Below are 13,346 nucleotides of genomic sequence, written 5' to 3'. Positions count from 1 at the left end.
GAATTAGTCCCAGGGAACTGAGTCTGAATTTTTATTTTTTAAAGCGATCTTATACACCCAAATATGCTTGACGATAGATTTCAACCAGTTCGCTAATAAATGGTTGTTTTGGATTTACAATGGTATCTTGATCGTCAAAGGCATGTTCAGCAAGTTCGACCACTTTCCTCTCAAATTCTTCTTTGTTAACACCGTTTGCTTCGATACTCATTGGAATATTCACTTCTCCTGCTAGGGCAATAATTGCCTTAATTAAGCTTTGGATACCCTCCTCAGTTGAGCTTGCTGGGAGCCCTAGCATTTTAGCAATTTCCGCATAACGCACATCCGCAATAAAATGTTCGTATTTAGGATATGTCATGAATTTATTAGGTTTTGCCGCATTATAACGAATTACGTGCGGTAAAAGGATGGCATTTGCTCGTCCGTGTGGAATAACAAACTCGGCACCTAGTACATGGGCAAGGCTATGATTGATTCCTAAGAATGAGTTTGCGAAGGCCATTCCTGCAATAGTCGACGCATTGTGCATTTTTTCGCGGGCTAGTTCATCGCTGCCGTCCCGGTAAGCCCTTGGTAAATATTCAAATACAAGCTGAATGGCTTTTAGGGCCAGTCCGTCCGTATAATCATTAGCCAAAACCGATACATATGCCTCTATCGCATGTGTCAGTACATCCATTCCAGTGTCAGCGGTAACATGCTTCGGAACAGTCATGACAAACTGTGGATCAACAATCGCAATGTCGGGTGTCAGTTGGAAATCTGCCAGCGGGTATTTCAAATTGGTCTTTTTATCTGTTATTACTGAGAAAGCCGTTACCTCTGAACCTGTCCCTGATGTGGTTGGTATCGCTACAAATTTTGCTTTTCCGTGAAGTGCTGGAAATTTCACTACTCTCTTAGTCGGATCAAAGAATTTTTGCGTTAAACTAAGAAAATCAGTTTCAGGATGCTCGTAGAATAGCCACATCGCTTTTGCTGCATCCATTACGGAACCACCGCCAAGGGCAATGATGCAATCCGGCTGGAACTTTTTCATTCTTTCGGCGCCATTCATGACAGTTTCAATGCTTGGCTCAGGTTCAATGTCTGAAAAAGTCTCAAAAAAAATATTATTACCATTCCTTTTAAGATAATAGAGGACTTTGTCCACATAGCCATTTTTAATTGAGCTTCCGCTTGTAACAATAAACGCTTTCGATATGCCTGGAACTTGAGAAAGCATTTGGATAGAATTTTGCTCAAAGAAAATCTGTGACGGTACCTTAAACCATTGCGTCATATTTCTCCTTTTTGCAACTTTTTTGATATTTATTAAGTTGGCTGCCCCCACATTCTGTGACACAGAATTCCCTCCATACGTCCCGCATCCGATTGTTAAGGACGGTAATGATGTATTATAAATATCCCCAATTGCTCCATGGGTTGATGGAGTATTGACTATAATTCTGCCTGCTTTCATGCGAAGTGCGAATATATCTACTAAATTTTGGTCAGCTGTATGGATCGCTGCGGAGTGCCCAAGTCCGCCGTATTCCAGTGTTTCCTCAGCAATTAGTAAACCTTCGGCAAAACTATTAACCTTATAACAGGCTAAAAGCGGACTTAATTTTTCACAGGAGAGGGGATATTTCGGACCTACACCGTCTAATTCTGCAATAAGGATTTTAGTATTTACAGGAACATTTATTCCTGCCATTTTTGCAATCAAATAAGCTGGCAATCCAACAATCATCGGATTAATGGCGGTGTGTTTTGGATCTATAGTAATCCGCTCAACCATTTGTCGTTCTTCATCATTTAGGAAATAACAATTGTTCGTTATCAATTCCTGCCTTACTTCATCATAAATTTCTTTGTCTATAATGAGAGCCTGTTCAGAAGCACAGATCATACCATTGTCAAAAGTTTTCGATAAGATAAGATCATTGACAGCCCGTTTGATATCGGCTGATTTTTCTATATAACAAGGAACATTTCCAGCACCCACACCAATTGCTGGCTTTCCTGAACTGTAGGCAGCTTTTACTAGGTTAGGTCCGCCTGTTGCAAGGACGAGTGAAATTTTTGGATGTTTCATCAATGATTGAAAGGCTTCATGAGAAGGAATTTCAATCCACTGGATGCAATTCTCAGGAGCGCCAGCCTTAATTGCTGCTTCCCTTAGCAGCTCGGCTGTTATTGTGCAGCATTTTTGAGCATAACGAGGAAATGCAAAGATAATTGGATTTCTTGTTTTAAGTGAAATTAACGATTTAAAGATAATAGTTGATGTAGGATTTGTAATTGGAATAATTCCAGCAATAACACCGACTGGTTCGGCCATCTCAACTATACCCTCATTTTCATTTTCACTTATTACGCCAACCGTTTTCATATCTCTAATGTTGTTATAGATACACTCAGTAGCAAACATATTTTTGAAAACCTTATCTTCGTATACCCCTCTTTTTGTTTCTTCTACTGCTAATTTTGCTAAATGCTTATGATTTTCAAGCGCTTTAAGAGCCATCTGCTTCACAATTTCGTCAACCATATCTTGATTGAAGCAGCGAAAATCTCCAAGTGCCTTTTCAGCGTTATTGGCTAACGCGTCAATCATCGCTGGAACTAAATGCTTTTCTTGCACCACTTTTTCTTTTATAGCCATTAATAATCCCCTCCAGAATCAATAATCTTTCGCATATTAATACGAATTAGACTTCTTCCAGCAGTGATAACCTTTTTAAATTCACTCCTTTATTTATCTACTTGCTAAAATATATCATGTTGGTTAAATCGAATAATGTCGAACTTTGCTTAAAAATGAATGAATAGCCATTCATTTATTAATAATTCACAAAAAGTTCGAAATTCACATAAACCATTGTAGGTTAAGCTAGTCAACATCGAACGCTGTCAATTTTATAAAAAAAAGCGATAAATCTCTTTTGTAAGAGTTTATCGCTTTTTAGTACTATATCAACCAGTATTCCGTAATCCTGCAGAAATACCACTAATGGTGAGGAGAACTTCCGTTAAGAGTTCTTCATTCGCCCCATCCTGTTTCCGTAATTCTTTAATAAGATCCACCTGTAAAAAGTTTAACGGATCCACGTATGGATTTCGCCTGTATACTGAATCTTTAATGTTTGGAGTGTGATCGAGCAACTCTTTATCACCGGTAATTTTGAGAAGAATTGCTTTTGTTTTTTCATACTCTTCAAGAATATTGGCAAAGATCCTTTCGGCAATTGTTTTATCTTCAACCAGCAATAAATATTCTTTCGCCGTTGTAATATCAGCCTTCATCAAAGCCATGTGAAGATTATCTATGGTTGATTGAAAGAACGGCCACTTTTCATACATTTGCTGTAGAAGCTGAAAATTTTGCTCACTTTTTGCCGCATAGCTGTCTAAACCAGTACCTGCAGCATACCATGCAGGAAGCAGCTGGCGGCTTTGTGTCCAAGCAAACACCCATGGAATGGCCCTTAAGTCCTCAAATCTTCCTCTATTTTTACGGCTCATCGGCCTTGAACCGATGTTAAGATCGCCAAGTTCTTTTAATGGTGTAGCTTCATTAAAATAGGTGAGAAAATCAGGATCTCCGAAAACAAGTAATTGGTATTTAGTAAGGGCGAAACTAGAAATTTCCTCAATGGCTTCTTCCCATACCTGTTTACGTAAATGCCCTCGCTCAGCTTCATTGGAGACATTTGCTGCAGCAAGAAGTAAGGTGGAGGTCGCCTGTTCCAAACTTCGATAAGCAATATCCTCTAGCAGGTACCGTGAAGATAAAACCTCACCCTGTTCGGTAATTTTGACACCATCTCCAATTGTTTCCGCCGGTTGAGAAAGGATACTTTTATTTAGTGGACCGCCGCCTCGTCCTAACGAGCCCCCTCGTCCATGGAAAAATTTAAGGCCTATCTGATACCTTTTTGCCATGTCATGAATTTCAATTTGCGCTTTATACAGCTTCCAGTTGGCCGTTAACGTTCCACCGTCTTTGCTGCCATCTGAGTACCCAAGCATTATTTCCTGGTGGTTACCCATGATTTGCAAATGATTCCGGTAAACAGGCATTTTGAAAAGAGTTTCCATGATGGCTGGACCTGCCGATAAATCATCAATTGTCTCCAGTAAGGGTGCCACATGTAAATGACTTTCTAACGCTCCATCTGCATGGAGTCGGTAGATACCTGCTTCTTTTGCTAAAACCAAAACCTCTAACAAGTCACTCGGTGATTTTGTCATGCTGACAAGGTAAACACTAATCGATCGCTTTCCAAACTCCTCATGAGCAGCTTTAATCATTTGGAACACTTTAATCATTTCCTGTGTTTCAGCTGAATAATCTTCATTTAATAAAAGAAGCGGGCGCGGATCCATGAGGATATTTTGTAATATTTTCACCTTTTCCTCTTCAGAAAGCGTTGCATAATTTTCAGTAATCCGGACTTTGCGCAAAATTTCTGTAATGGCTGCCTCATGCTCACCGCTATGGTTTCGGATATCAAGTGTAGCTAAATGAAAGCCAAACAACTGAACTTGCCGGATCAGCTTTTGAATAATTTCTAATTCATGTGCCGCTGGATGATGCTGTTTTAAGCTGTTGTTAATCATGAATAGATCGGCTAAAAATTCATCCGCTGCCTGATAACCTAAGTCTGATTTACCGACTTGCCGTATTCTTTCAATAATAAGTGCAAAAACACGACGGTATGCTTCAGTTTTTATAGGCCATTTTTTCTCTTCCGTTAAAAATAAATCCTCTTTTTCCCTAAGGAATGTCAGAAGCTCATCACTGACCTTAACTCTTTTCGTAGAATGGCTATACCGTTTCATTAAATCAACTAAAACATTTTTATACTTTTTTAAGACAAGCCTTCGCTGTCTTTCTAATGTCTCCCACGTTACTTCGTGGGTAACATTTGGGTTTCCATCTCGGTCACCGCCAATCCATGAGCCAAAACGAAGGAAATTTGGAACCTCCCAAGAAGTGTTCGAATAATATTTTTCAAGACACTCTGCAACCTCCTGATGAATTTCAGGAAGCACCTCAAAAAGAGTCTGATCAAAATAATACAATCCATTACGAACCTCATCTAAAACGGTTGGCTTATGCTCACGCAATTCATCTGTTTGCCATAATATAGCAACTTCGTTAAACAAGCTCTCTTCTAGCTTTTTTTGCTCTCTATTCGAAAGTAACGGATGATCGAGTTGTTTTAATAAAGCTGCAATTCGCTGCTGAATATCAAGGATCGAGCGTTTTGTCGCCTCAGTAGGATGGGCGGTTATGACTAGTTCAAGCGACAAAGTATTCAGTGCATTTTGAATAATCTCGTCATTAATCTCGTTTTCTTTAAGTTTTAAAATTGCACTCTCAATCGAGGCTGGTTGAACGATGTTGTCGTCTTGAAGCCGATACTGTCTGCGCCTCCGAATTCGGTGGTTCTGCTCTGCCGCATTGATCAAATGGAAGTACATTGAAAATGCCCTAATGACTTGTTTCCGCATTGGCGAGCTTAAGCCGGCAATCTCGTCTTTTAAGGCATTATATATCTCTTGGTCAAATTGAGTCCTAAGTGTTTTGCACATTAGTCTTATTTTTTCAACTTTTTCAAAAAGTTCTTCGCCACCATGATTAACAAGGATTTCTCCTAGCATTTTACCAAGTAATTTTACATCCCGACGCAATGGAAGACTGCTGTCATTCACTTTCAATTCTGCTACCAAATTAATCACCTTCCTAAAATTCAAAAGATTCGCTAAATTTTTATATATAAATATAACATATCTTAACGCATCTTGTGCAGTATTTAACTTACTTTATCACTTAATACTGAAAAAAAAAATAAAAAACCTACAAAGCGACTGGTTTTCATCTGCAAAATTGTTTTAAGTTGCTATGTTATTCCGTTCTGTCATATACCAATACATATATTTTCGGTATCATCGCTGTTGATACGACAACAGATATAATTTTTCATAATAATAGAAAAAAAACGCAACCCTCGGTTTAACTAGGGTTGCAGCTTTGAATTTTTATTTATTTTTAAACTCATCCAACTTTGAAGAGATAGCTATAGCCACTTCTTCATCCGTTATTTGGATTGCTTTTTTAAAAAGCGAATTTGCTAACGTCCCTATTGGACCTGTTGCATTGATTTCTAGAAAGCCCGACACCCGAGTTCTATTTTTATTAAGTGCTCTAGCTTCAAAATACCCTTCACCAATATACTTTTCGTTCTTGCGTTTTAATTCAAAGCATACCTTACTTGGCTCATTCCACTCCTTAATATCAATTAAAAGTGTGACCTTTTTTTTTATAATTCCAAGGTCGCTCTTAAATTCCCAGCTGATTTGCCGGTCATTTATTTTTTCATGTTGAATATAACCTGGGACAAGCGGCGCCCAATTATTTTCGTCCCTAATAAAGTCCCAAATCACCTCAATCGGGATATCTACCTCTACATGTTGTATTTCACTTGGCATTGTTGTATCCCTCTTTCATTGTCAAAGTAAAAGACCTTCGAGGTTTGAAGGTCTTTTTTTAACTATATGCTAAATCATTGGTTTGTAGAAGAAACATATCTTCTTTAACATAATTGCTGAAGAAAATGGATAAAATGATCGACCCTTTTAGGCTAAGTCCATTTAAAGTTTTATCATATCTGACCATAATTCAAATTTACTATTGAAAAAAAGAACAACGCAATTTAAGATATGGAGATAGGTTTTAATATTCAGAAAAATTAACAGGGTCAATGGGGGTTACTGGAGTTGAAACTCTTTCAGTATTTTTTATTCTTTTTGGGGTTAACCTTTTTTGGGCTGGGCAATGCCGTCGCCGTTAAAGTTAAATATATTGGGCTGCATCCATGGGAAGTTCTAAATGTGGCACTTTATCAGCATTTTGGTTTAACCATTGGAACATGGGGTGTGGTATGTGGGCTCGTCCTAATCATCATTTCCTTGTTTGTTGCCCCAAGCTATATTAGCATAGGTACTATTTTAAATGCCCTTTGTATTGGGCCCATCATGGACTTTTTTCTCTGGTTAGATATTCTTCCAAAGGCAACGAATACATGGCTTGATTATCTTATTCTCCTTTCTGGCGTTATTATTACAGGAATCGGCGGTGGAATGTATGTGGCAGCAGGGATAGGTGCCGGACCACGAGATGGCTTTATGCTTTCTATCTCTGATAAAACTAGGTTATCGGTAAGCCAAGCGCGTATGATAGTTGAAAGCCTCGTCTTAATCATTGGGTTTTTATTAGGCGGCCCGGTGTTTATCGCCACTTTCCTTTATACGTTTATACAAAGTCCCGTTTTTCACAGCTCTTTAAAGGTATTTAAGGGATTAGTGGAAACTTCAAAAAGAAAAAAAGCCAGACACAAGAAGGAATCGCTTTATAATCATTAGAAGGCCCTCAACTATTGAGAGGGCTTATTTTGATATGACCTTTTCCCCCCCCAATTCGACAAATCCAATTGGGGGTTCCGTCACACCGACAATGAGGAATTTTAATAAAAGAGATAGATAAACTTTATGTAAATATAAGCTTGGACTACAAAGTCAGTTAACACCACTCGTAAATGATCTAAGTAGTAAAGTATCTTATTCCCCACATAGTTCCCCCTAATATTAACTCTAAATTACTTTCACTCTATCAGTACAATATTCGTGGTAATAATTTTGAACATAGGATGACAGCTTCCCTTCGTATATTAATTCAAGAGATGCCGATTCCTTTATATCCTGAGGTGTTACTAGGGAAAGAGGTTTTTGTCTTTTTATTGGAATACCTGATTCTTCTAAGAGAGCTGCTACAAAGTGGGAGCAAAAGTAGGCATTCTCTCTATTAATTTCCAAGTTTAGCATCACAGCAATCAACCCGATGAGATTGTATCTGTATTTATTCTTATGTTCTTCCATTTCCCTTATTTTTGCGATGATCTTTTGAAATTGTTTTTCAGTGATGGTAACACAATAAATGGCACAATCAGCATTCCTAAATAAACCACCGCGAATGTTCTCCTGTACGAATCCTGCTACAAAAGGATTCCTCGGATTTCTTCTGCCAAAACTATAAACCTTGTTAAAGTGGTCATCAATCACAATGGAAGCATGGTTATGGGGTTTCTTTGTAAATAGCTTGATTATTTTTGTAAAAATAGTGCCAGTGTCTGTTAGAAGTACGTATATTTTTCTATTCATTATAAAAACCTCCTGTAAAGCTCAGTTTTGGGAGGAGAAAGTAAATTTCTTACGAAAGCTGATCTTCCCTATAAATAAGTCTAATTGGCAAAGCATAAATAGGGAACAATCTCAAGTTTTATTTTCGTCTAAGACCTGGGGCCTAGATTATTGCTTAATGTAATTTGCCAACAACAAAAACCTATTTTTTCCTGATTTATAATTAACTGTTTATCTTATTATAGTTTTAATTTTATTAGATTGGGAGTAAATATGAGGAAAAATTTAATATTTTTTCCTTCTATACAAAAAAAGACCATCAAATAATGGATACAGTTAGGCTAATTTTGGTACGTGAACTTTCTGTAACTCTTTTAAGGTAAAAAAGCATACAAAGATGATAAGCACAAATATCAGAAAAATATTGTTTACACCAACCTTAGAAATAAGAATATCAATAAGGATAATAACAAGATTTTTATAACTAGACATAAGTAAAACTTATTATAAAAGCACAAGCACCCGTATAGAGGTGCTTGTGCTGGATAAATCTCAAAGTCGAATTATCTTATCTATAAAAAAACAGGAGATGCACAAGGCTTCTCCTGTTTTCAGAATCGGGATTTGGTTATTTTTTACGTAATGCGAGAATAAGTGCTGCAAGAGAGAGTAATGCTGCTGCACTAGATAAAATAAGTGGAAGATAATCTGATGTTTCATCCTCTTTCTCAGCCTTAGTTGTTTGCACCTTATCTGTTTTTTCAGCATGTTCTGTCACTGTAGTATCATGATGATCGGTCGAGGTTGCCGTCACAATATCCGTTATGGAATGCGGAGAATCAGAACCTTCATCGCCAGTCCACTCTACGATACTGCCATCTTTGTAATACTGAAATGCATCCCATGCAGCTTTTGTTGCCTTATCAGGATTTTTTGCTACAAACACAAATTGTTGAAATTGCCCGACTTGGATTCCCTCCCCAGTTGCTTCAAATGTAAAGGTTTTTACATTTCCATTTGCTTCTTTTTCTACAGAATACTCCCAACCAGGAACTGGTTGATAGGACATAATCTCTACTCCATCGGGAACTTTAACGGTAACTTTTGTCGTTGCCACATCTTTTTCAACAGGAACCTTTAACGTATATGTTTCCCAGGCACCGGTTGCGGATGTTTTTGGGATTACTGTCACATGCGCACTGGCAGCAGTTGAAAAGAAAAATAGACTCATAACTGCTGGAATAATTATTTTTGAAATATTTAACATTATTTTTTTCATTGGGATTCTCCTCGAATGTTTTTTTATCCTGCATTAACGGGCAGTAGGAACCCCTTACAAGACTGACTGTAGGGGATTTAAAAAACCACTAATTGAAGTTTCACTTTATTGGCTTCCAACTAATACGCTAAAATCGGTATCGATACTTTCTAAAGACTTTGTCAAAACGTGAACATGTACGTTCCAGTCTCCTGTCATTATGAAATGCAAACCCTTTACTTCATACTTGCCTTCGGAAACTTTATTTAGATTAACTGTTTCTTTTCCCATATCCATGTCAAGCATGGTGAAGGTTAAGTTTAATTGCTCAATATCATTTATTGGCTTCCCTTGCTGGTCTTTTAGCGTAACTTCAAATAAATTTTCTCCAATTATATTAGGGGTTACTCTTAATGTCACTTGATTGCCTTGATTTACTACATTTGATTCCTTAAATGGTCCTGGAGATTGCATTGCTGTTGGTAAATTGGTTAGAACAACTGAAAGTATTAGGATGATCACACCAATGGAAAGTTCGCCCCATAATGTAGCTGCTAGTCCCCTTTCCTTTTTTCTTTTTCCGTTCATAAAATTTACTGCAGCAAGTATGATCATTAACAGGAACAATATAACTTTACCAGTTAACACCTTTCCATAGTTCGTTTGAACAAGGGATGAAAGGTTTGGAAGATATAATAGACTGCCAAACACTCCAGTGAAAGTTAACAGAATAACAAGGATGATGCCCCATTTTGAAAAACGTTTTAACATTTGTAAATAATCTTGCTTCATTTCTGCGCTTTTCCGCCATGGTAATAGCGCTGTAAAGCCAATTAAACTACCTATCCAAATCGAAGCAGCAAGCAAATGAAGAAAATCCATTGATATCGTTAAAAATTGGTTAGTTTGGGCTGCAGCGTGGCTTGTTATCGCCTTTGTCAGTAGTAATGCTGTACCTAAACCAAAACAGGCCCATAGAATGACCCTTTTTGTGCTCTTAGCCATCTGGATAAAGAAAGTTATTAGGGCAAGCGCCAAAAGGATTGCAGCCTGGTAAATCCATGTTTGACCAAATGTCGTGTTTTTTAAAATATTTTCAAATAATTGAAAGCTAAACACTTCACTCCATGGGAAACCAGATTCAATCGTTGTTTGTAATGGCAAATTTAACAGGATACTAAGGAATAAGAGTACAAAACTCGTACATAACAATCTATAGAAAATCTTATCGGCTACACCATTTTGTCGAAATCCTTTTGGCAAAACAACCAAGTAAAAAAACAGGATCCCAACAAAGCAGGCATTACTGAGATATTGCAGCCAACGGATGATAATAAGATCCGCTTTCGGGGTATAGCCTTTTGTTTCTTTATGTATTACAGCTGTCCCTTGATCTTCAGTTCCAATTTGAAAGGGGATGACTCCCTCAACAGGATGGCCGTCACTTGAAACAACCTTCCATTTTATTCGGTACTTACCATCTGGTAGGTTCTCCTTCAATCCGCTCTTTAGAATTGATGGTTGTTTTGGATCAACCCTCCCATTTTTTTTATCGACCCTGTTCCCTTCCGAATCAAAAACCTTTATCGAATTAAATGCCGGCTGGATCGATTCATCAAATTGAATCATTACCTCGTTTGGTGACTTTTCAACAGTCTCATTTTCTAAAGGAGTCGACTTTTTAATATAAGCATGAGCCGAAAAAATAGACGGAAATAAAAATAGGAAAAGAGTAAAAAGAACCATGAACATGCTGAATTTCATTTTTACATTCAATCAATCACTCCCCTAAAGGGTAGAATTTTTTATTTTTTACAAGAACATCCTCCAGCTCCATTCATTCTTTTTTGAATTTCATCCATTGCCTCTTCAAAGCGGATCACAACTCCGCCAAAGCCCTTCTGAAATTGTTCCGCTTGCTTTATAGATTCAAAGGTTAATACTTGCGGCTGGCAGCAATTCAAATTGAAATCGGTGCCCATTAGATAATAGGCCATTTTAGCACTAATAGTAGAATTCTGAAGAAAATCTCGGCAGATAATTTGTGAAACATCTTTTTCGATATCCTTGTACCTTAATAAACCACAATGTGGACAACATAATTGCTCCACTTTTAAATCATTGGTAATAATTTGAACGGGGTGACGGCTATTTAATTCCTTTAAGCAATAAGTACAAGTAGTTGAAGACATCTTTGAAATAGGTGCTAACGAGATACCCCCAGAAGTTTTGATAATTTCTTTTTCGTCTAATAATGGCTTAATATCCCTATACACCGTCATTTCTGAAACATTTAACCGTCTGCTAATCTCAGTAATTGCTAAAGATCCCTCTTCTCTTAACCATTTTAACAACTGCTGCCTCCGTTCAATCGGTAACATATTCATCCCCTCTTCATCCAAAATACCTTTTCCCATGAGGTTAAGTTTAATTCACATTAACAACATTAACAATATGACTATATGAATAACCTGTGAATATTTGTTGAACTTTCACATTTTTAAACATAAAAATAACAACAAGCCTTAACATCCTGCGAAGATTTTCTTACAGGATTTTATCCAAATTACCAGTAGATTCCTTTTATGTAAACAAAAAAAAATTTAGAAAATCATAATTTCTGTTTTCTTGCCTTAGGACAAATAAACATAAAAAACCGCTTGGGGTTCCCAAACGGCTTTTAAAGATTAATATTCTGTCCAAACTTCTTCTAGAACTTCTCTGAACAATTGATCCAATATTGGTGTGATATCTTCTTTCGAAACTTTCAATGCCTTAGTGTATTCCTCTAAGCGATTAATTTCTCTTTCTATAAAGTCATTAATAACAGTGACCTTTGGTTCGAGGTTTAACTCATCACCTCTAATTTTCCTTTCTAACAATGTAAGGATTTCATGCTTAAGTTGTCCCTCATCGAGGAGTTCTTCAACCAAAATTTGAAATTCAATCGGGGGAACGGTATTATGCTTTTCAATCCAGATACATGCTAAAATTGGGCGTAGGACATAAAAGTATTTCTTAATTTTCACTTGATCCCGATGGAGATAATCACGAAAATTCCCTTTCGCCATATTTAAATAATGATATAGTGCAGATTGCGGTAAAAATACTTTCTCTTGAATTGCCTTCATTTTGTCCACTAGAGTATATGCTTGATAATAAACAATTCCCGAATGAAGCCATTCCATTAATGGGGGATTTGACTTTTTGAAAAGTCTTAGTGCTTTGCGCAAGTCCCAGCCATTAATATCGAGGAGTTCATTAATTGGAAGCTCGATGACATCTCGTTTTTGGTCAATCGACAAATACCAATTTTTTTTATGAACATAAATAAATCTGACATCATAATCACTGTCCTTGGAAGGAAAACCCCACGCCCTGCTCCCGGACTCTACTGCATAACAAACCTTCACTTCATATTGTTCTTCAATTCGTTTAATTTCTCCGAGAATTTTTTCTTTCAACTAAACCACTCCTTCTACACTAACTGCCTAAAAATATCGTAGATAAAAGCAACACTTTATGACAATTAGCATGTAATGGTGCCTAAAACCATTGGTTAAAATATGGATTTTCTAATTTTCTTCTTGCGTTTTCTTTATTTTCCTCTTTCAGCTGAAACGGCCAAGAATCCCCAGTCCTATGGATTGGGGATTCTTTTTTAGTAGAAGTAGGTTTCTTAGTAATTGACTTACGAAATTTTCTTTAATTCCTCAGTTAGTTTAAGGAATAATTCCTTGTTCCCATCCTGTAATGTTTGGTCGATTTCCTTACAGATTTTCTCCCTTCTAAATTCAAGCAGGGCATTGTTTAGGAACATCTCAGCAACTGCAGCATCTGTATACTCATCCGAATGTTGTGGTGAATTAAGTAATTTCTTTTCCATGGAAATCAA

At 37.1% G+C, this 13,346-nt stretch carries 10 protein-coding genes; 1 reads left to right on the top strand and 9 read right to left on the bottom strand.

The annotated features are described in order from the left end of the window. Positions 1 to 49 precede the first annotated feature (49 nt). From adhE to V7150_RS15550, 3 genes are all read right to left on the bottom strand, one after another. Positions 50 to 2,653 (bottom strand): bifunctional acetaldehyde-CoA/alcohol dehydrogenase, encoded by a 2,604-nt coding sequence (adhE, locus tag V7150_RS15560; protein WP_335520020.1) that lies wholly within the window; start codon positions 2,651 to 2,653, stop codon positions 50 to 52. A gap of 311 nt (positions 2,654 to 2,964) precedes the next feature. Continuing rightward, positions 2,965 to 5,709: a phosphoenolpyruvate carboxylase gene (gene ppc / locus V7150_RS15555; protein WP_420490300.1), complete on the bottom strand. Its 2,745-nt coding sequence runs from the start codon at positions 5,707 to 5,709 to the stop codon at positions 2,965 to 2,967. A gap of 327 nt (positions 5,710 to 6,036) precedes the next feature. Beyond that, entirely contained in the window at positions 6,037 to 6,486 is a 450-nt protein-coding gene (locus V7150_RS15550) for a CoxG family protein (RefSeq protein WP_335520017.1), read from the bottom strand. A 282-nt stretch (positions 6,487 to 6,768) separates the two neighbouring features. On the opposite strand from V7150_RS15550, the gene V7150_RS15545 reads away from it, so the two are divergent. After that, the gene (locus V7150_RS15545) at positions 6,769 to 7,419 is read left to right on the top strand and encodes a YczE/YyaS/YitT family protein (RefSeq protein ID WP_335520164.1); all 651 of its coding nucleotides are present in this window, start codon (positions 6,769 to 6,771) and stop codon (positions 7,417 to 7,419) included. Between the two features lie 228 nt (positions 7,420 to 7,647). Here V7150_RS15545 and V7150_RS15540 read toward each other — a convergent pair whose 3' ends face one another. The 6 genes from V7150_RS15540 to V7150_RS15515 form a co-directional block, all read right to left on the bottom strand. Further along, on the bottom strand, positions 7,648 to 8,214 hold the full coding sequence (locus V7150_RS15540) for a hypothetical protein (RefSeq protein ID WP_335520015.1): 567 nt from the start codon (positions 8,212 to 8,214) through the stop codon (positions 7,648 to 7,650). Between the two features lie 607 nt (positions 8,215 to 8,821). Further along, positions 8,822 to 9,424, bottom strand: coding sequence for a YcnI family copper-binding membrane protein (locus V7150_RS15535; RefSeq protein ID WP_420490301.1), 603 nt, complete (start codon positions 9,422 to 9,424; stop codon positions 8,822 to 8,824). Positions 9,425 to 9,577: 153 nt separating this feature from the next. After that, positions 9,578 to 11,227 (bottom strand): copper resistance CopC/CopD family protein, encoded by a 1,650-nt coding sequence (locus tag V7150_RS15530; protein WP_335520010.1) that lies wholly within the window; start codon positions 11,225 to 11,227, stop codon positions 9,578 to 9,580. A 29-nt stretch (positions 11,228 to 11,256) separates the two neighbouring features. Then, a complete protein-coding gene (locus V7150_RS15525; protein ID WP_335520161.1) occupies positions 11,257 to 11,832 on the bottom strand; it encodes a DeoR family transcriptional regulator in 576 nt (191 codons plus the stop codon). Between the two features lie 306 nt (positions 11,833 to 12,138). Next, positions 12,139 to 12,915 (bottom strand): nucleotidyltransferase domain-containing protein, encoded by a 777-nt coding sequence (locus V7150_RS15520; protein ID WP_335520007.1) that lies wholly within the window; start codon positions 12,913 to 12,915, stop codon positions 12,139 to 12,141. Between the two features lie 227 nt (positions 12,916 to 13,142). After that, the coding region (locus V7150_RS15515) for an IDEAL domain-containing protein (RefSeq protein ID WP_335520004.1) at positions 13,143 to 13,346 on the bottom strand (204 nt) is incomplete at its 5' end.

The organism is Neobacillus drentensis (genome assembly GCF_036965245.1).
In the GTDB taxonomy this organism is placed as follows: Bacteria; Bacillota; Bacilli; order Bacillales; family Cytobacillaceae; genus Neobacillus; species Neobacillus drentensis_G.
The sequence above is the reverse complement of the archived record's forward strand: the minus strand, read 5'-3'. Positions and strand labels throughout refer to the sequence as shown.